At 62.3% G+C, this 18,108-nt stretch carries 22 protein-coding genes; 7 read left to right on the top strand and 15 right to left on the bottom strand.

Features of this window, described 5'->3' with window-relative positions; translation table 11 throughout:
- Nucleotides 1–19: 19 nt before the first annotated feature.
- Complete coding sequence (locus tag D0Y96_RS05490) at nucleotides 20–916, bottom strand: GNAT family N-acetyltransferase (RefSeq protein ID WP_350448977.1); 897 nt, start codon at nucleotides 914–916, stop codon at nucleotides 20–22.
- 232 nt (nucleotides 917–1,148) lie between these two features.
- On the opposite strand from D0Y96_RS05490, the gene D0Y96_RS05485 reads away from it, so the two are divergent.
- Both D0Y96_RS05485 and D0Y96_RS05480 read left to right on the top strand, forming a co-directional pair.
- The gene (locus tag D0Y96_RS05485) at nucleotides 1,149–1,370 is read left to right on the top strand and encodes a hypothetical protein (RefSeq protein ID WP_117298340.1); all 222 of its coding nucleotides are present in this window, start codon (nucleotides 1,149–1,151) and stop codon (nucleotides 1,368–1,370) included.
- Between the two features lie 16 nt (nucleotides 1,371–1,386).
- Entirely contained in the window at nucleotides 1,387–1,881 is a 495-nt protein-coding gene (locus D0Y96_RS05480) for a dUTP diphosphatase (RefSeq protein WP_117298339.1), read from the top strand.
- A 127-nt stretch (nucleotides 1,882–2,008) separates the two neighbouring features.
- Here D0Y96_RS05480 and D0Y96_RS05475 read toward each other — a convergent pair whose 3' ends face one another.
- The gene (locus D0Y96_RS05475; RefSeq protein ID WP_350448976.1) at nucleotides 2,009–2,383 is read right to left on the bottom strand and encodes a cupin domain-containing protein; all 375 of its coding nucleotides are present in this window, start codon (nucleotides 2,381–2,383) and stop codon (nucleotides 2,009–2,011) included.
- A gap of 316 nt (nucleotides 2,384–2,699) precedes the next feature.
- Between D0Y96_RS05475 and D0Y96_RS05470 the strand changes: the two genes are divergently transcribed.
- The gene (locus D0Y96_RS05470) at nucleotides 2,700–3,062 is read left to right on the top strand and encodes a VOC family protein (protein WP_117298338.1); all 363 of its coding nucleotides are present in this window, start codon (nucleotides 2,700–2,702) and stop codon (nucleotides 3,060–3,062) included.
- A gap of 86 nt (nucleotides 3,063–3,148) precedes the next feature.
- Here the strand turns inward: D0Y96_RS05470 and D0Y96_RS05465 are convergent, their stop codons facing one another.
- The 3 genes from D0Y96_RS05465 to D0Y96_RS05455 are packed head-to-tail and all read right to left on the bottom strand — an operon-like array spanning nucleotide 3,149 to nucleotide 8,447.
- Nucleotides 3,149–5,227, bottom strand: a complete 2,079-nt coding sequence (locus tag D0Y96_RS05465) for a M1 family aminopeptidase (protein ID WP_117298337.1) — start codon at nucleotides 5,225–5,227, stop codon at nucleotides 3,149–3,151.
- Nucleotides 5,224–6,432 (bottom strand): lipid-A-disaccharide synthase, encoded by a 1,209-nt coding sequence (gene lpxB, locus D0Y96_RS05460; RefSeq protein ID WP_117298336.1) that lies wholly within the window; start codon nucleotides 6,430–6,432, stop codon nucleotides 5,224–5,226. Before lpxB ends, D0Y96_RS05465 begins: the two co-directional genes overlap by 4 nt.
- The gene (locus tag D0Y96_RS05455; protein WP_117298335.1) at nucleotides 6,432–8,447 is read right to left on the bottom strand and encodes an ABC transporter ATP-binding protein; all 2,016 of its coding nucleotides are present in this window, start codon (nucleotides 8,445–8,447) and stop codon (nucleotides 6,432–6,434) included. The genes lpxB and D0Y96_RS05455 overlap by 1 nt, the downstream gene beginning before the upstream one ends.
- A 234-nt stretch (nucleotides 8,448–8,681) precedes the next feature.
- Between D0Y96_RS05455 and D0Y96_RS05450 the strand changes: the two genes are divergently transcribed.
- Together D0Y96_RS05450 and thiS are read left to right on the top strand one after the other, a co-directional pair.
- On the top strand, nucleotides 8,682–8,867 hold the full coding sequence (locus D0Y96_RS05450; protein WP_117298334.1) for a hypothetical protein: 186 nt from the start codon (nucleotides 8,682–8,684) through the stop codon (nucleotides 8,865–8,867).
- Nucleotides 8,868–9,041: 174 nt separating this feature from the next.
- Nucleotides 9,042–9,260, top strand: a complete 219-nt coding sequence (thiS, locus tag D0Y96_RS05445) for a sulfur carrier protein ThiS (RefSeq protein WP_117298333.1) — start codon at nucleotides 9,042–9,044, stop codon at nucleotides 9,258–9,260.
- On the opposite strand, the gene D0Y96_RS05440 is transcribed toward thiS, so the two are convergent.
- Entirely contained in the window at nucleotides 9,230–9,508 is a 279-nt protein-coding gene (locus tag D0Y96_RS05440) for a hypothetical protein (protein ID WP_117298332.1), read from the bottom strand. The two genes, thiS and D0Y96_RS05440, sit on opposite strands and share 31 nt — an antisense overlap.
- A 144-nt stretch (nucleotides 9,509–9,652) precedes the next feature.
- On the opposite strand from D0Y96_RS05440, the gene D0Y96_RS05435 reads away from it, so the two are divergent.
- Nucleotides 9,653–10,330, top strand: a complete 678-nt coding sequence (locus tag D0Y96_RS05435; RefSeq protein ID WP_117298331.1) for a hypothetical protein — start codon at nucleotides 9,653–9,655, stop codon at nucleotides 10,328–10,330.
- A gap of 14 nt (nucleotides 10,331–10,344) precedes the next feature.
- Here D0Y96_RS05435 and D0Y96_RS05430 read toward each other — a convergent pair whose 3' ends face one another.
- The 7 genes from D0Y96_RS05430 to pdxS all read right to left on the bottom strand — a co-directional run bounded on the left by D0Y96_RS05430 (nucleotide 10,345) and on the right by pdxS (nucleotide 16,109).
- Nucleotides 10,345–11,106: a cytochrome c oxidase subunit 3 gene (locus tag D0Y96_RS05430; protein WP_117298330.1), complete on the bottom strand. Its 762-nt coding sequence runs from the start codon at nucleotides 11,104–11,106 to the stop codon at nucleotides 10,345–10,347.
- Between the two features lie 24 nt (nucleotides 11,107–11,130).
- Complete coding sequence (locus D0Y96_RS05425) at nucleotides 11,131–12,834, bottom strand: cytochrome c oxidase subunit I (protein ID WP_117298329.1); 1,704 nt, start codon at nucleotides 12,832–12,834, stop codon at nucleotides 11,131–11,133.
- Nucleotides 12,831–13,592: a cupredoxin domain-containing protein gene (locus D0Y96_RS05420; protein ID WP_350448975.1), complete on the bottom strand. Its 762-nt coding sequence runs from the start codon at nucleotides 13,590–13,592 to the stop codon at nucleotides 12,831–12,833. The genes D0Y96_RS05425 and D0Y96_RS05420 overlap by 4 nt, the downstream gene beginning before the upstream one ends.
- Before the next feature lie 70 nt (nucleotides 13,593–13,662).
- Nucleotides 13,663–14,265 (bottom strand): pyridoxal 5'-phosphate synthase glutaminase subunit PdxT, encoded by a 603-nt coding sequence (gene pdxT / locus D0Y96_RS05415; protein ID WP_117298328.1) that lies wholly within the window; start codon nucleotides 14,263–14,265, stop codon nucleotides 13,663–13,665.
- 13 nt (nucleotides 14,266–14,278) lie between these two features.
- The gene (locus D0Y96_RS05410; protein WP_117298327.1) at nucleotides 14,279–14,776 is read right to left on the bottom strand and encodes a PIN domain-containing protein; all 498 of its coding nucleotides are present in this window, start codon (nucleotides 14,774–14,776) and stop codon (nucleotides 14,279–14,281) included.
- A complete protein-coding gene (locus tag D0Y96_RS05405) occupies nucleotides 14,773–15,126 on the bottom strand; it encodes a UPF0175 family protein (protein ID WP_350448974.1) in 354 nt (117 codons plus the stop codon). Before D0Y96_RS05405 ends, D0Y96_RS05410 begins: the two co-directional genes overlap by 4 nt.
- The gene (pdxS, locus tag D0Y96_RS05400; RefSeq protein WP_117298325.1) at nucleotides 15,123–16,109 is read right to left on the bottom strand and encodes a pyridoxal 5'-phosphate synthase lyase subunit PdxS; all 987 of its coding nucleotides are present in this window, start codon (nucleotides 16,107–16,109) and stop codon (nucleotides 15,123–15,125) included. The genes D0Y96_RS05405 and pdxS overlap by 4 nt, the downstream gene beginning before the upstream one ends.
- A gap of 163 nt (nucleotides 16,110–16,272) precedes the next feature.
- Here pdxS and D0Y96_RS05395 point away from each other — a divergent pair, with 163 nt between their 5' ends.
- On the top strand, nucleotides 16,273–16,620 hold the full coding sequence (locus D0Y96_RS05395) for a hypothetical protein (RefSeq protein ID WP_117298324.1): 348 nt from the start codon (nucleotides 16,273–16,275) through the stop codon (nucleotides 16,618–16,620).
- A 23-nt stretch (nucleotides 16,621–16,643) separates the two neighbouring features.
- On the opposite strand, the gene D0Y96_RS05390 is transcribed toward D0Y96_RS05395, so the two are convergent.
- Nucleotides 16,644–17,096, bottom strand: coding sequence for a PaaI family thioesterase (locus D0Y96_RS05390; RefSeq protein WP_117298323.1), 453 nt, complete (start codon nucleotides 17,094–17,096; stop codon nucleotides 16,644–16,646).
- Nucleotides 17,093–18,103: a threonine dehydratase gene (locus tag D0Y96_RS05385; RefSeq protein ID WP_117298322.1), complete on the bottom strand. Its 1,011-nt coding sequence runs from the start codon at nucleotides 18,101–18,103 to the stop codon at nucleotides 17,093–17,095. Before D0Y96_RS05385 ends, D0Y96_RS05390 begins: the two co-directional genes overlap by 4 nt.
- Nucleotides 18,104–18,108: the final 5 nt, after the last annotated feature.

Here is an 18,108-nt window from a genome sequence, read left to right as displayed (position 1 = left end):
GTGCGCCAGAGGTATCGAATTATGCCGGGCGCCTGCTGGTTTCGGGCATAAACCGGTTCTTCGCCGCCGGCGAGAGCTGCGTCAGATCGAGCAGTGTCAAAAAGTCGATGGTTCCGAAATCCCGATCCCATGCAGGTTCGCCACAGATTCTGGCTCCTACTGCAATATACGTCTTGAGTAGTCTGGGAATCTTTACTTCGGTCTCTGAAGCAACCATCGCCTGGGGCAGTTCATACTTAGGCGCCGGAGTGGTCCGGAACTCTTCCGAAGCAAGAAAACCGGATAGCTGAGAGTACATGCTCCATCCGGTTGAGGGGTCCAGAGAGTTCAGCGAGGAACATCCGATGAGGTAGCGCAGGGCATAGAATTTGGCGTACTGTATGATGCCGCGCCATAACAAAGTAAGTACTTCACTACTGCGATGCTCTCTGTCTATACAGGCTCGGCCAAGCTCCAGTACTTCGCCGCGAATTTTCTCGTAAGCAGTGAAGTGGAATTCCTGTTCACTGTAGTAACCTAGATTCTGCGCAGCAGTTATGCCAGACTGCATTCGGTAGGTACCGATAATCTCGCCGTGCAGACGATCTTCCACAATCAGGTGGTCGCAGAACAGGTCGAACTGATCTTTGTCGAGTCCGGTGGAGTAGGAAGAGTTTAGTCCTTCGCCGAGCTCAATGTTGAAGACCCGGAAGCGAAGACTGCACGCAGCATCCCGTTCGGCAAGAGATTCAGCAAGGCGAATCTGATACTTTCCGAGCTCGATGGAGATATGCGGAGAGGTGATACAGGGTGAATCTGTGATCGGTGGAACTATCCGTGATTGCAGCAACACATGGGCATCTGCCTCTGTCTGGCAACTTTCAGCTTTGGCAGGGGGTAACTTACGCAGTTGTTCCGGCCGAAGTAGTGTGATCACGCCATTATCATGTGTCAGTTTGAGTGGACAAACCTTAAAGTCCGAAGAAAACAGTGCAAATTCTCCATGAACAGGTTATGAAGGACAGGTGACTTCAAAGGCACCTCCGATCCGCGGTACGTCCCTGATTTGTTGCTCGGTACTATCGCCGAATCGTCCAAGTTATTATGATGATTGCAGTTTCGTTCCCCATTTTTGAATTCTGCAGTTGAAAGGGACCCTGGATAAAAACATGACACGCGAAGAAATTCTTGCAGCAATTGATGAAGAAATCAGCCGACTCGAAAAAGTTCGTGAGTTACTTCAAAGCGCAGGCGGAGCCAAATTTACCTCCTTTGGCAATCGCCCGCATAAGAAGCGGTATCTCAGTCCGGAAGCCCGGGCTCGTATTGCCGCTGCACAGAAACGACGCTGGGCCAAGCAAAAGGCCACAACGGCCACGACAAAAAAATAATTCCGGCGCCTCTCGCATGCTGAAAGTCCGGTTACTGCATCCCGATGCCCGGGTGCCCACGGTGAATTATGCCGGAAGCGACCTGGGCTTCGATCTTTATGCCGTGGAAGATGTCCTCCTTCTTCCCGGCGTACCTGTCAAAGTTCGCACCGGCATTGCCGTGGAAGGTCCGGCAGGCTGCGGGTTTGTCCTGGGCGACCGCTCTTCCATGGCCGCAAAAGGGGTCACGTATGCCGGCGGGCGCATCGACGCGGGCTATCGGGGAGAGATCCTTGTTTGTCTCGTCAACGTGAACCAGCCGGAATATTCGTTACGCACCACGCGGAATCCGGATGGAACCATCGCCGATGTGGCTCTTGAACAAAGCAATGTAGCTGTCTCCATTCACAAGGGAGATAAGATCGTGCAGATGTCGCCCTTTCAGGCGCGCACCGACCTGGAAGTAGTTACCGTCGAAGCTCTCACATCCTCTGACCGTGAGGCGAAGGGCTTTGGCTCGAGCGGTCGGTAAGTAAGAAGGGAAGCCACTCCTCTGTGGCTTTCCTGACTGCCGGGCAATCTACTTTGTGCAACTATCCTCCGGGAAAAGATGGAGACCTGCCGCCGTCTACTCCGGACTGCGCGCGCTCTGCGGTGAGTTATCCGCGGAGATAGGCGTCGGTACCGGCGATCCAGTCGGCGCGCGGCGGAGCGAAGACATCCAGATCGACGGTGTCTTCCAGTGCTTCGGCGCGATGCGGCATATTCGGCGGAATGACCAGCACCTCGCCGCTGCGCACGACGAGGACCTCTCCATTGCCCAGCATGAAGCGCAACGCACCCTCAAGAACGTGCGTGATCTGCTCGTTTTCGTGATGATGCTCGGGGACGATGGCGCCTTTGCGCAGGAAGAGCCGCGACAGCATGGTCTTTTCGCCATAGACGAACTGGCGGTCGATCATGGGACTGAGATGCTCGACCGGAATCTGCGCGAAGCTGACGTGCTGCGGTGCGGAAGAGATGTTGTCGGCCACGGTATCGTTTCTCCTGCGGAAAACGATATTCGATTCCCATACGGCGGGGGAACCGGCAGCCGGACGCCGCGAATGGAATGAGCTTTCAGAACTCCGTTCCCGCAGGTATCGTAGATGAACTCGCACTGAGTTTCGGGAGGAGGATGGAATGAGTTTTCAACGACGCCGGTTCCTTCAGATACTGCCCTGCGCTTTGGGGTCCGGCCTTCTTCTGACCCGGAATGAACCAGCGATGGCGGCACAGAACCCCGCACAGCCAGAGAGTCCTGCTGCGCCTGCGAAGGCAGCGGCGAAAGATCATTCAGGAGGAACGGAAATGGAAAAAGTAGCCGGCATCGGAGGGTTGTTCTTCCGGGCTCATGATCCCGCTGCGCTGGGGAACTGGTACCTGCAGCATCTGGGGATCTCGCTCACACCGACAGGCGAGGGCTCACCCGTCTGGCAGCAGGAGGCGGGGCCGACTGTCTTCAGTCCCTTTCCCGAAACGACCAAATATTTCGGGGATCTCCAGAAGATGTGGATGGTGAACTTTCGCGTGCACGATCTCGACAAAATTGCGGCCCAGCTGCGAGCGGCAGGCATTGAGGTGAAGGTCGACCCGCAATCGTATCCCCAGGGGCGCTTCGCTCATCTGCATGACCCGGAGGGAAATCCCATCGAATTGTGGCAGCCGTTGTAATTCGGTCCCGCCCCATCAGAGACTTTCGCAGGACCTCTGATGGATGACGAGCCGGGGCGGGGCCGATTTCTGTGCCGATTCACGGATCAGTCTTCCGCAGGACGGCGGTAGGCAACCTGCAGATAGTGGCGCGCCTCGTTCATGGCGCCCGCGGTATTGTCGTTGGTCTGCACGGCCTGGCGGTATTCGTTCACCGCCCGGTCGCGCTGGCCGGTCACGTCGAAGATTTTGCCGATCTGAATATGGCTCCAGACCTCGGTCCATTTCGGATCGTCGTCGCCGTTCAGCGCATCGCGATAGGCATTGACCGAAGCCTGGTAGTTGCGCATGTTGAAGAGCAGCTCGCCGATGCGGTAGCTGGCGAGAGAGCTTTGCGGATTGGCCTTGAGCGCATCCTGATACTGGGCGAGCGCGCCGGTCGTGTCTCCCTGCGCAGCCAGCTGCTGGCCCTTCAGAATGGCGACCTTCACCTGCATCTCAGGCGTGTTTTTGAGAATCCAGCTCTCGGGATCGATCTCGATGTGGCGCGGGCGGCCGAAGGTATCGACGACATACTGCGAGTCGGTGCCGACGACTTCGACGCGTTTGTTTTCGGTCTTGCCCTCGGTCTCGATGCGCAGATCGACCGGCATACGGAAGAGATCGAGGTCCTGCTGAATCTCGCCTATGGTGCGGAAGCCTTTGTTATTGCCCAGGCGGTAGACGGCGTATTTGTCGTTGAACTGCGGAGCGCCGGTGCCGTCGAGCCACTCAGAGAAGAAGGGCGTGAGCTGCTGCTGCGACTGCGCCTCGGCGATCTGCTGGAACTCGCTGGTTTTGATTCCCTTGTCGGTATGCTGCGACAGAACGGCGCGCAGAATTTTGATAAAGCTGTCGTCGCCGACCTCCCAGCGCAGCATGTGATAGACCATCGCGCCCTTTTCGAGGGTCATGGACTGAAACTGCGGCGACCAGGGAGCGAGCGTTCCGGCGCTCGACAGCGGAATGGTGTCGTAGGCCAGCGCGCCGGCCGAGACATCCAGCACAGCCTGCTGCAGCGCACTGCTGCCGGCTGCGTCTTCCAGATACATCAGCTCGCCGTAGCGGGCCATGCCGTTGGTGATCCACGTATCGCTCAGCGTCGCGGGGCTGGTCTCGCTGCCCCACCACTGATGGGCGATGGTATTGGCGAGCAGGCGGAAGTCCGTCTTGCCGCCGATGTGCGCTCCGCCGATGGCGGCGATCTCCGGCGCCCAGTAGGAGGGCACGGTGTCGTCGGGCAGCTCCACGACATTCAGGTGGATCGATTCCGGAATGCCGAAGGTGCTGGTGAAGAAGGCGAACTCCTTCAGAGCGGTGCCGGCGAAGTCGGCAGCCGCGGCCTTGTGGGCGTCGGTCACGTAGACCTTAATGTTGCTGGCGCCGGAGACCGAGACCGGCGCGTCGAATTTGCCCGCGATGATGGTTCCGGGAAAGCCGGGCTTGTCCCAGCGAAAGTCGTACTCTTCTTCGCCGCCCGCGGCTGTGGGGGTTCCGGCTTCAGCGCCTGCGGCCGTGCGCAGAACCGGTCTGCCGGACCTTGCGGCGGGAGCTGCAGACGGGCGTGGAGCCGTTCCGGGCGGGTGGGGCGCGCCGGTGCTGCCGCTGCCGATCACGCGATATCCGGCGGGAACCGTGACGTGAATCTCAGCCGTGAAGCGGTCGGTGGTGTAGCCGGTCATGGGGAACCAGCGGCCGGCGTAGAACAGGTACGAGATCGGATCGCCGACGTAGGCCAGCTTCAGTCCTTCGACCGCGCCTCCCGCATCGGTTTCGAGCGCGCCGGAATAGTGGAAGGTCCATGTATACGACTGGCCCTTCACGAGAGGCGTCGCGGGTGTGATCAGCAGCGCCGCAGCCGCTCCGCGCTCGCCGTTCAGAGGCGTGTTTTTATCGTCGGTGACTTTGTCGACGCGCAGCGCGCCGTGCATCTCGAAGGGAACGACCGGCAGATCGTCGAGCGCGGTAAAGGTCACGCGGGCGGTCGCGGTCAGCGTATGCGTGGACGGGGTGAGCTCGGCGTCGATGTTGTATGCGGTGATGTTGATGACCGGCCGATCGGCGGCAGCGGCGGACCGTGCGGTGAAGATCGTCACAGCCAGCAGTGCCAGGGTGACAGCGGTTCGGGCAATCCGGGATTGGGTCATGACACTGGGCTCAGTCTCTCATTCCGGTGCAGCATACGGCTGGTAATACGGGCGACGCGGTCGATGGCGCTTTCTTCTCCCTGAAGCATTTCTGCTGTCTGGGACAGATCAGCCTGCATGCGTACCCGCGCCTCCTCGTCATACAGCAGCGGTCTCAGGAGTGAGACGACGTTTGCTGCCGTAAAGTCACCCTGAATCAGCTCGGGAACGATTCGTTTTCCTGCAATCAGATTCACCATAGCGACATGGGGCACATCGACGACGCGTTTGGCCACCGCATAACTGAGCGGCGAAAGCCTGTAGACCACAATAAACGGATTGCCGATCAATCCCGCCTCGACCGTCGCCGTGCCGCTGGCCACGACGCTGGCCTGAGCATGCTGCAGCACCGCCCGGGCGTCGTCGACCAGCGTGATGCGGGGGGGCGCGGATTCGGCGGCGAGCAGCCCGGCCAGCACCGCGCGGATATGATCGCGCTGCGGTGAGGTCAGCGTGTGCGCCAGCGGCAGCAGGAACTCGCAGTTTTGCCTGGAGTTTTCGAGCGATTCCCGGTGCAGCATGGCCGCGGCGCGCACCATCTCCGGCAGATTCAGGCGCAGCTCCTTGCTGCGGCTGCCGGGGAGCAGGCCGACCCACAGCTTCGACGCATCCAGCCCCGCCTGGCGGGCGAAGGCTTCGCGGCTGATCACGGGCCTGGGCAGCTCGGCCAGCGGATGCCCGACGAACTCGGCCTCTACGCCGTGATCCTGATAGAAGCGCTCCTCGAAGGGGAAGATGACCAGCATGCGGTCGACGTACTTCTGCACCTTTTTGATGCGGTACTTCTTCCACGCCCAGAGCTGCGGGCTGACAAAATAAATGACCGGCACGCCGCGCTTTTTGAGTGTCCGCGCCAGCGAGAGATTGACGTCGGGAAAGTCGATCAGCACCGCCGCGTCGGGCTTTTCGGCGAGAATCGACGCCTTCAGCCGCTGATACTCCCGGTAAATATGCGGAATGTGCCGGACGATCTCGGTAATGCCCATGACGGCGACGTCTTCGGAACGCACGATGGGCCGGAAGCCGAGGGCTTCCATGCGCCGCCCGCCGAGGCCGAAGAACTCCGCCTGCGGATCGAGACGGCGCAGCGCGGGAATGAGAAGCGTGCCGTAGTGCTCGCCGCTGGCCTCGCCGGCAGAGAGGAATATCTTCGGGCCGGGCGGCATCAGTCCGTACCCGCGGCCAGAGCCGGTCCCATCTCGAGCGACGGAGAGAGCCCGGTGGCCGGTTCGCCCAGCTCCTGATCCCTGTACTGGAGCTGGTAGAGCTTCCAGTACAGGCCGTGCCGCGCCAGCAGCTCCTGGTGCGAGCCCATCTCGCGAAGCTGCCCGCGGTGCATCACCAGAATCACGTCGGCGCGCTGCACCGTCGAGAGGCGATGAGCGATGACGACCGAGGTGCGCCCCGCGACCATCTTTTCAAGCGCCGCCCGGACGCGCAGCTCGGTATCGGTATCGACCGAGGAGGTCGCCTCGTCGAGGATGAGGATCTTCGGATTGTGCGCCAGAGCGCGGGCAAAGTTGATGAGCTGCTTTTGTCCGGTCGAAAGGCTGTTGCCGCGCTCGCGCAGCGGCTCGGCGTAGCCGCCCGGCAGCGAGAGGATGAAGTCGTGCACGTTGACCTGCTCGGCGGCCATCTGCATCTGCTCGTCGGTAATGCGCTCGGTGCCGAGGCGGATGTTGTCGCCGATCGTGCCGCTGAAGAGGAACGGGTCCTGCAGCACCACGCCGAAGCGCTGCCGCAGCGCCTTCAGGTCGTGCTCGCGCACATCGACGCCGTCGACCAGAATCGCTCCGGACTGGATGTCGTAAAAGCGCATCATCAGGCTGATGATCGTCGTCTTGCCGGCGCCGGTGTGGCCCACGATGGCCGCCGTCTGTCCGGGATCGATGGTGAAGGAGACGCCGCGCAGCACCCACTCGATCTCTTCCATGCCGTCGAGCTCATCTGCCGTGGAGCGGGCGACGCGCGCCGCCGTGGCTTCATCGAGGTGCTGATAGGTGAACCACACGTCGCGGAACTCGATGCATCCCGAGCCGTCGCCGTGGCGGGGCGTCTCCGGCGAGACGATGGCGGGAGGGGTATCGACCAGGCGGAAGATGCGCTCGCTGGCGGCCATCGCCGCCTGCAGAATGTTGTACTTTTCGCTGAGATCCTGAATCGGCCGGAAGAAGCGCTGCGCGTACTGCATGAAGGCCACCAGCACGCCGAGCGTCACCGCGCCGCGGAGCACGCCGCGTCCGCCGATCCAGATGATCAGCGCGATGGCGATGGAGCTGAGCAACTCGACGACAGGATAGTAGAGCGCATAGGCCAGGATGGCGTCCTTGAAGGCGTCGAGGTGCGTCTGGTTGACGGCCTCGAAGTCGTTATAGGCGCGCTTCTGGCGGTTGAAGAGCTGCACCAGACTCATGCCGCTCACGTGCTCCTGCGTGTAGGAGTTGATGCGGGCGATGGCGGTGCGAATGCGCCGGTAGGAGTCGCGCACGTATTTGCGGAAGATGCGCGTGACCAGCAGGATCAGCGGGAGCACGGCAAAGGCCAGCAGGGCCAGCCACCACTTCATCCGCAGCATGACGAAGACGATGCCCGCCAGTACGAAGACATCTTCAAAGATGGCAAAGACGCCGGAGGTGAACATCTCGTTCAGCGCGTCCACGTCGCTGGTGAGCCGCGTGACGAGGCGGCCGACCGGGTTCCGGTCGTAGAAGCCGATGTGCATGTGCTGCAGGTGCCGGAAGATCTGGCGGCGCATGTCGAACATGATCTTCTGGCCGGTCCACTGCATCAGGTAGGTCTGCGTGGCTTCGAGCGCGAAGCTCAGCACCAGCGTGCCCAGGTAGATGAATGCGATCTCGGAGATGCCCTGCCAGGCATTGGGGCTGAGCCGTCGCGCCAGCCACGAGAGGTGCGCTGCCGGTCCGGAAGCCGCCCCGGCCGTCATATAGCGGTCGACGGCCACCTTGGTCAGATACGGGCCCAGCACGTCGGCCGCGGCCTTGAACAGGATGGCGGTGATCGAGATGAGGGCAGCCCATTTATAGGGATAGAGATAGCGCAGCAGCCGCCGCATCAGCCGGCCGTCGTATGCTTTGCCGAGAACTTCTTCTTCCTGCCCAGGCTGCGCAGGTTTGGCGGCATCGCCCTTTTTTCGCGAGTCTTTCCCGTCTGTTCCGGCCATGGATCGTCTCTTCTATCTTACGGGTTAACCAGGGGAAGCCGGACAGGGAAGCCGTCGATTTCCGGGCTGCCCGGTCCTTACCCTGATCTTTTGAGTGCGCCATGCCTCTCGAAGATTCAGTCCGGGCCAGCGATCGGCGGCTGTTCCGATTCGGGACACTCCTCCGGAAGAATTAAAAAGCTCTCAAGAAACACGGGAGGGCCGCCGATACAGAGGGCAATGGAGGAACCTTCCATGTCCGCGCGTGTATCCAGCGACCCGCGTCAGCTCTTCCTCATTCACAGCCGGGAAGAAGAGCCGCGCCAACCCAGTGGCGGCAGGGTCTTTCGCGGCCTCGCCTACGCCTTTTTCTTCAATTTTCTGCTTCTGCTCGGCGTTTTTGCCGCATGGCACACCCTCCTGCTCCTCCTGCCGCACTGAACCGGATTCCGCGCTGGACATACGCTGATCTGTCCGGTTCCGGTCTGCCGCCTCTGCCTCATTCCCCCGGAGGCGGGGCGCAGACGGGCATCCCGCAACCTGAAACGAAGCGGAGACGGCTTCCGCGGGCTGGAGATTCCGCGCCTCACGGCTCAGGCTGTTACATTCAGATTTATGCACCTTGTCATCAACGGCCAGCCTCGTGAGATGGCCGAAATTGCCTCCGCATCGACCGTCCATGATCTGATTCAGGCGCTGGGTCTGAAGGGCGACCGCGTGGCCATCGAACATAATGGCGAGATCGTCTCGCGTCCGGCCTGGGCGGAGACGCCGGTCGCCGACGGCGACCGCTTCGAGATCGTTCACTTTGTCGGGGGCGGCAGCGGCCGGTAAGATCGGCTCGCTTCCGGCTCGTCCTCCCGCGGCTGCGTGCCGCGCGCTACCAGCAGAATCGTCACAAAGACCACGCCCGCCGCGGCGCCGAGCACGATAATGCCGCGGCGAAGCCCCTGCCGCATCCGCGGAGCCGAGCCCGCCGTCGTGTCGCGGCACATGCTGCAGCCCTGGGCATAGAGCGGGGCTGCGAAGCCCGACAGCGCGAGGGCGAGGATCAGCGCGGCGATGAGCCGGCCGGGAAGCATCCTCCGCTGCGCCGATACTCCGGCTCTGCGCCGCCGCCTTCCGGCGTTCTGCGCACTTCGCTCTCTGAGGCCGGAAAGGCTCCTGCTACACTCGGGTTCTGATCCCCCGCAATCCTTACAAACGGCAGCAAGGAAAGAACCCGCATGGAACGATTCGAGCGGATGAACAATATCTACCGCCTGTTTGTGGCCACCGCAGTCTCCGCCATTGCAGCTCTGGTTCTGGATCGCCTGCAGCAGATCTTCCGGCAGCGCTCTGTGCTGTGGATCGTAGTGCTGGCGCTGGTGGCGGTTGTGCTCTTCTTCCTCAATCAGGTCTTCGAAGGGCTGCTCGAACACTCGCTGGCCTTTCGGCGTCTCGTGGCCGGGAACGAATTTATCGAAGGCTACTGGTTCGATATCTCGGTCGATAAAACACACAGAGCGGTCCATCACGGCAGCTTCATCACCATCTGGTGGGAGAGCGGCCGCTTCGTCATCAACGGCATCGAGTTCGACCCGAACGGAAACCGCATCTGCACCTTTCGCTCGACCAGCTCGGCGTATCTCGACCGGGTGCTGACCTTCAGCTACGAATCGCATACCGAGACCTACAATCTCGCGATCGAGACGGGCATCGATCAGCTGCAGTTCGACAACCCTCCGCAATCGTACTCCGGCTTCTACTTCGATTACACCAAAACGGTCGACTTCCGGGTCCAGGGATCGCGGATCGATCAGAGCGTGCTTGAAGAACAGAAGCACTTCCGCGATGTAGCCGCAAAGCAGACCTTCATCATGGCGAGAATCGCGGAGACGCAGCAGAGGCTGGACGCGATCTGACCGGACGATGCCGATTACTGGAAAAAGACAAGCAGCACGAAGAGAAAGAGCCAGAAGATGCCCATGGTATGCCAGTACCAGGCGGTGCAGTCGACGGCAATCTGACGCATCTCCATGCGGCGCAGCAGGAACATCGCGCCGAGCGCGAAGAGCAGCGCGAAGATGCCGAGGATGAGGTGAATACCGTGGGCTCCGGTGATGAGGTAGAAGAAGTGGCTGTTGGGATTGGTCGAGAAGAACAGTCCCTGCGCCGCCAGCTGCTGCCAGGCGATCCACTGCCCGGCGAGGAAGAGCACGCCGAGCACGCAGGTGGCGATCATCCAGGGCGCGGCGCGCTTCACGGCGGGCCGTCCCAGACCGAGCCACTCTTCCATTACGTCGATCTCGTGGAAGAGCTGCCGCCGCGCGATCTCCATGGTGAGGCCGGAGAGGAGCAGGATGGCGGTGTTGATCCAGAGGATGGGCGGGATCGAGAGCGGGTGCCAGTCGGAGATGTAGTTCTCGCGCGCGTCGAAGTGGCCTGCGCTCTGGCGCACAAAAAAGGCGCTGACCAGTGCGATGAAGAACATCAGATCGCCTGCCAGCGCGAAGAGGATGCCGAGCCGGTAGCGGCTGAGCAGCTCACGCGGGCCGCGCCGCCCGGACGGCCGGTTTTCCCAGTCGTCGTCACCGCCTCCGCCGCCGCCCGTAGGCCTGCGGTCTACCGGCGGTTTGCCGCCGATACCGGTATCTTTCCGTTCGGTCTCAACCTGATGACGAGTGAAGGTGGCGGGCATCACAGCTCCCCTCAGCTATAAAGCTTACTCCCATTCTGCTTCCGCCTCCCACTGAGAAATAAAGTCGGATTCGGAAGATCGAAAGCCATATTCGTATGGCCCGTGCGTGATCCGGGCGGCTCGTGCCGGAGCCCATTCGAGTGTGGTGGCCTTCCAGGGGTTTGCTCCCGCCGGTCTGCCGCGACGCGCGCTCTGCAACAGGTTCCAGAGAAATATAAGCTGCGCAGCCGCCAAAAGCAGCGCTGCACATGTGATGCCGCGCTCGAGCGGAAGGAGTGCTGCGAAAGAGTGCGCCGGTCCGGTCAGGCGCTCGTAGTGGCGCGGCTCGCCCGCCAGCCCGGCAAAGTGCATGGGGAAGAAGGTGCCGTAGGCGGCGATGAGCGAGATCCAGAAGTGAGCCTTGCCCAGGGTTTCGTTCATAAGGCGGCCGGTCATGAGCGGAAACCAGTAGTAGATCCCGGCAAAGATGGAAAAAACTCCGGCCATGGCCATGACCAGATGGAAATGCGCCACGACGAAGAAGGTGTTGTGCAGGTATCCGTCGAGGTCCGGCTGCGCGAGGATCGGCCCGCTGAGGCCGCCGGCGATGAAAAAGGAGAGGAAGCCGAGCATGAAGAGCATCGACGTGGTGCGCTGCATGCGTCCGCGAAAGAGCATGGCCAGCCAGGTGAGCACCTCGGCCGAGCTGGGCACGGCGATGGCCATGGTGGTGAGCGCGAAGGCGGCGCCGGCGTAGGGATTCATGCCGGAGACGAACATGTGATGTCCCCAGACCATAAGGCCGAGCAGCCCGATCAGCACCAGCGCCGAGGCCATCAGGCGGTAGCCGGGGACCGGACGGCGCGTGAAGTTGGCGATCAGCGATGAGGCCAGGCCCATTCCGGGCAGGATGGAGATGTAGACCTCGGGGTGGCCGAAGAACCAGAAGAGGTGCAGCCACAGCAACGGCGAGCCGTCGCCGTGACCGACCACGCGGCCATTGACGAAGTCGCCCATGGGGACGAAGAAGCTGGTGCCGAAGTGCCGGTCGCAGAGCAACAGCACCACGGCGGCGATGAGCACGCTGAAGGCCAGCAGGGTCAGGATCGAGGTCACCAGCCACGACCAGACGGTCAGCGGCAGCCGCGACCAGGTCATTCCGGCGCAGCGTTCGGTCAGGATCGTCACCAGAAAGTTCACCGCGGCGAGAATGGCGGCGATACAGAAGAGCCCGATGCTGACCAGCCACAGATCCATGCCGGTGGCCTGGCCGGGACCGGCGGCGGGCACCGCGCTCAGAGGGGGATAGTTCGCCCATCCGGAGATGGGAGCGCCGCCGGGCACGAAGAAAGCGGAGAGCAGCACCAGCAGGGAAGCGGCGGTGATCCAGAAGGCAGCCGCGTTCAGCCGGGGAAAGGCCATCTGCGATGCGCCGATCTGCCGCGTGAGCACCAGATTGGGGAAGGCGCTTTGCGGCACGACGGTCAGCACAAAGAAGATCATCAGCGTGCCGTGCATGGTGACCAGCGCGAGATAGTCCTCCGGCTTCACCAGGCCGAAGAAGGGAAGCGGCGTGTCCGGCCAGACGCGGTGCACGCGCATGAGCAGCGAGAGCAATGTGCCGACAGCGACGGCAGCCAGCGCCAGCAGAAAGTACTGCACGGCGATGGCATGGTGATCGGCGGTGAAGATCCAGCGGCGGAGAAAGCCGCGCTCTGTATCCGAAGCCGCCGTGCGCGCCTGCTTCATCGCGACACCGCATGCTCGCGGGTGCTCAGCCACCGGTCGAACTCGGCTGGAGGCACGACGCGCAGCGTGGCCTGCATGCGCGCATGGCCCATTCCACAGACCTGGCTGCAGAGAATGGCATAGCTGCCTGGCTGCTGCAGCGTGAAGTGCACATGCAGCACCATGCCCGGTACCGCGTTCTGCTTGAGCCGCATGCCGGGAATGAAGAGGCCGTGGATCACATCCTGCGAGCGCAGGCGCAGATCGACTTCACGGCCGGCAGGCAGCTCGAGCACGCTCGAGATCACATCGTCGTGCCCGCGCGGGTCGGCGGGGTCGATGCCGAGCGGGTTGCCTCCGGCTGCGTCGATCAGACGCGGACGCGTCGCGCCGAAGGCTGCGTCCTGCCCCGGATAGCGGAAGTACCACTGGAACTGCACGCCGGTGACCTCGACCTGCATCGACGCCGGAGCCGGTCCGGCGAAGCGGTCTGCGGCCCACAGACGCTCGGCGGTTACGGCCATCCAGACATAGAGAACACACAGCCCGGCAAGCGGCAGCCATTTCGTCAGCAGGCTCGGTATCTTCGCGGCGGACGAGGCGGACGCCGCGCCGCGCCGCAGCAGAGCGGCGATGAGAAGAAGATGGGCGAGCAGGAAGAGGGCCAGCAGAATGGCAAGGTTCCAGCCCATAAGGCGATCGAAGATCGCGCCGTGCAGCGCGCCGTTCCCCGGCATCCAGGGGACTGCGGCGAGGATCGCGCTGTGCGGAAGGCTCACAGAAGAGATTAGAGCATTTCTGTGAGGGCAGACGGGGAACATGGGCCAGCCGGAAAAGATATGCAGGGCTTCAGCGCAGGCTCTGTCGGACGAGATCGACAAAGCGCTGATGCACGCGGCGGTCGGCGGAGAGCTCCGGGTGAAAGGTCGCGGCCATGAGGTGCCCCTGCTCGACCAGAACCGGGAAGCCGTCGCGCTCGGCCAGCACGGTCACGCCTTTGCCGGTCTTCGTGATGCGCGGCGCGCGGATGTAGACCATCTCGAGCGGACCGCCGGGGAGCGCGGTCCGGGCAGTATAAATGGCGCTGTCGATCTGGCGTCCGTAGGCATTGCGCTCGACAGTGGCGTCGAGCACGCCGAGGCTCTGCTGCGCGGGGTGCAGCACTTCCTTTGCCAGCAGAATGCAGCCGGCGCAGGTGCCGAAGGTCGGCTTCTCCGCGACGAAGGCCTGGAGAGCGCCGAGAAATCCGTCGCGCTCCAGAAATTTCAGAAAGGTGGTCGACTCGCCGCCGGGGATCACGAGGCCATCGACGCCAGCCAGCTCTTCGGAACGGCGCACCAGCACGGCATCGGCGCCCGCTTCGCGCAGCGCGGTGGCGTGGGCGTCGAAGTCGCCCTGGATGGCGAGGACGCCAATCTTAGGATTGAGCTGCTTTTCAGATGAAATCAACATTCCTCGTCGAGTTCTAAAATCCGTTTGGCTCCTGCGCCTGTTTTCGGCCCTTGTTCAGGATTTCAGAAATAAGAGAGCCAGATGCGCGGAAGTTTGTTTGCCGCAGTTCTTTAATGGCCGCTTCAAGGTCTGTCAGGCCGGCTTTTGCAGCCTCTCCGAGAACTCCTAATGTGCCGGTAACGGAGATTCCCTGCCGTATCGCAGCTTTGCGGGCGGCTTTGTCATCAAGAAGGATTAATTCCGCACCCAGGGCATGGGCCAAAGCGATTCCGTCCTGTTCCCCTCTGCCCAGTAAACCGATCGACGCGTCCTGATTCGTCAGCTTTCGCGATTCGATCCAGGAAGGAAGGTTTTCTACCCAATGACGAACAGACGATGGCGCTCCCATGTCAGACAATTCGATCATCACTGATTCGGGGATGTAAATCCGGCCATATAGTTTCTGGAGAATATCGATCCTGGTGATGAGAACCAGATAGTGCAGGGTTGAGCTGTCTGCAACAACGATCATGCGGAGCGCTTCGTGCTCGCCGCCTCCTTGTTTCTCAGCCTTTCCAGTGTGGCGAGATCCTTCTCGTATTCTTCCATCGTGTAGTTCAGATAGACGTCGTGTTCCTTGAGGAAGGCGTCGACCTGCATCGGCGTGCTGAAGCCAAGCAGGCGCTGCACCTGGCCTCTGCCGAGTTTCCCGGAGCGGTAGCCTTCGAGCGCAATGGCATCAACAGCCGTGCGGGGGAGATCCGCCGACTGCAGTGCCTGAGCAATGTCATCCGGCAAGTCGAGCTCAATACGCATAATAATTTCCTCACAGCATTGCGCCGAAGGCGCATGTGCCCGTGCGGCCAGCACCGGCCAGTTCACCAGCCGCGGGTCTGCAGCAGATCCTTTTCTTCAAGAGCAGCGACGGCGAGGCCCTTCATCGATCCGGTGACCTGCTCGGCGGCTTCGGAGAGAATCTTCGGATCGTTGAAGTGCGTGGTGGCGATCACGATGGCTTTAGCGCGGGACTCGGCCTCGGCACGCTCGGCCGGGTTGTTCGGCTCGCCCTTCGCGTCCAGCTCCACATCGAGCGGCGTGGCGCGCTCCTTCATGAAGATGCCGGAGCCGACGAAGACAGACTCGGCGCCAAGCTGCATCATCAGCGCGGCGTCGGCCGGCGTGGCAATGCCGCCTGCGGAGAAGTTCGGCACAGGCAGCTTGCCGGTCTTTGCCACCATACGCACCAGCTCGTAAGGCGCGCGATGCTCCTTCGCCGCGACGTACAGCTCCTGCTCGCTGAGCACGGTCAGCGCCTTCATCTCCTGCACGATCTGGCGCATGTGCTTCACGGCATGCACGACGTCACCGGTACCGGCTTCGCCCTTGGTGCGGATCATCGCCGCGCCTTCGGCAATGCGCCGCAGCGCCTCGCCCAGATCGCGCGCGCCGCAGACGAAGGGGGTTTTGAAGGCGTGCTTGTCGATGTGGTGCGTTTCATCGGCAGGGGTGAGCACTTCGCTCTCGTCGATGAAGTCGACGCCCAGATGCTCGAGGATCTGCGCCTCGGCGAAGTGGCCGATGCGGGCCTTGGCCATGACCGGGATCGAGACCGCTCCGATGATCTCCTTAATCAGGCTGGGCTTTGCCATGCGGGCCACGCCGCCCTCGGCGCGGATCATGGCGGGAACACGCTCGAGCGCCATCACGGCAACCGCTCCGGCCTGCTCGGCGATCTTCGCCTGCTCGACGTTCATCACGTCCATGATGACGCCGCCCTTGAGCATCTCCGCCAGACCCACCTTCAGACGCAGCCCGGTTGTCGAATTCGCCGTGTAATTGCCGTTTGTATTGTTTTGTTCTGCCATTGCGCGACTCCCTTATCAATCCATCGCAGCGCGTACGGGCTGGGGCCCGTTTCCGGCGCTGCACGGAAATCTCTCTGAAGGGTCAGTTTATCAAGATTCAGGTTGATCCGAATGTAACGTTCCGGCACTTCGCGCACCATCCTCCAGAGGAACACGCTCCGGGATGAACGATCGGCCCAAATCCCTGTCTCTATCCGACCTGCATACTGCCGTCAGGGCAGCCCACCAGATCACCCGACATGTCTATCCCGCCGATACCGCACTCTCAGACCCCGCCAATGTCGTTATCTGGCGCTGGGTGTGTGGCCTTCCTGTCTCGTGGCCGGTCGAAAACCCGGAGCGCGTACTCAACTCTGCCACCACCTTCGCTCATGCCCTCAGCAAAGCCATTGCCGAGCAGACCAACGGCGCCATTGTTCCGGAGCCCGTCGTCTCCGGCCTGCCGGGAGAGCCGGCCATCGCCGGAGTAAGCCTGGCCTGCCTCGATATTGTCTCGAAGGACGAGCTCTAGACGAGCCGTGAACCCCGAACGGCTTACCGGCCGGCCGCCTGCGCCAGACGCGCCGGATCGACCGCGATAAACAGCGCCTTCGCCCTCGCCAGCACCGTGCCCTCCGCATCCGTGATCTGTGCCTCGCACTGATGCTTTCTGCCGTGCGCCTCGACGTGCCGCCCGGTCAGTGTGAGAGATGTACGCAGCCGTACCGGCCTAAGGTACTCGACCTCCATCTGACGCGTCATCGCCACTACGCCGCGGGCGCGGTTGGCCTTGCTCATCGCCTCGTCGAGCAGCGTGGCGATCACGCCTCCATGCACGCAGCCCGGAGGGCCTTCAAAGCGCTGCGCCACGCGAAGGCGGCAGACGATGTTTCCGCCGGCATCGGTGAAGAATTTCAGCCGCAGTCCGGTCGGGTTCTGCTGTCCGCAGCCGAAGCAGCGACTGAGCGCTCCATGCGCAATCGGCGTCAGCTCCGCATCGTTCTTCATGCCGCGTCTCCGGTCTGCTCCATCGCCGCAAGAAAGGTCTCTCGATCCACATTGCCCCCGGTCAGCACCGCGCCGACGCGCCTTCCGGCGACGGCCTCGCGCTCGCGCAGCAGCCCGGCCACTGCGGCCGCTCCGGCTCCTTCGGCGAGGTTATGCGTATCTTCAAAGAGGACGCGCATGGCGGCGGCGATCTCCCCCTCGGTGACTTCGACGATGTGATCCACGCCCTGCAGAATCGCCTCGAGCGCGTCGGCATTCGGAACCCGGCAGGCCAGTCCGTCGGCGATCCTGGTCTCCGCGGGATGCGTCACCACATGTCCTGCTTTGAAGGACAGCGCGTAAGAGGGCGAGGCTTTTGCCACCACGCCGACGATCTTTGTACTTAGCCGCGGCGCTGCTTTCAGCCCCGGCGCTGTTCTCAGCTCCAGTGCCGCCTTTGCCGCCATCACGCCGCAGATGGACGAGCCCAGGCCGATCGGCACATAGACCGCCTCCAGCTCCGGCGCATCCTCGAACATTTCAAGCGCATAGGTTCCCGTTCCATGCACCAGCAGCGGATGAAAGGAGGGAATCATGTGCAGGCCGCGCTCCTTTGCCAGCTCCGCGGCATATTCGAGCGAGCTCTGAAAGTCCTCGCCGTGCTCGATCAGCTCCGCGCCCAGCGCCTGCATGGCGCGGTTTTTCGCAGGGCTGTTGCCGTGCGGCACCACAATCGTGGCCGTCACTCCGTAGTGCGTCGACGCACGCGCCACTCCCTGGCCATAGTTGCCGCGGGTGGCCGCGGCAACTCCGGTTACGCGAGGATGCTCGCGCCGCAGCCAGTCAAGGTAGACCATCGCGCCGCGCAGCTTGAAGGCGCCGACGGGTGAATGGTTCTCATGCTTCAGCCAGACTTCTGCGCCGGCTCGCTCGCTGAGCAGCGGCCAGGTACAGGTGGGCGTAGGCGGCATGACCTGGCGGACGATTTTCGCTGCGCGAAGCAGATCATCATAGGCGGGCAGCTGCATGGCTT

It is taken from the genome of Paracidobacterium acidisoli, from assembly GCF_003428625.2.
GTDB lineage: Bacteria > Acidobacteriota > Terriglobia > Terriglobales > Acidobacteriaceae > Paracidobacterium > Paracidobacterium acidisoli.
Note: the sequence above shows the minus strand (reverse complement) of the source record. Positions and strands in the feature narration are given on the sequence as shown.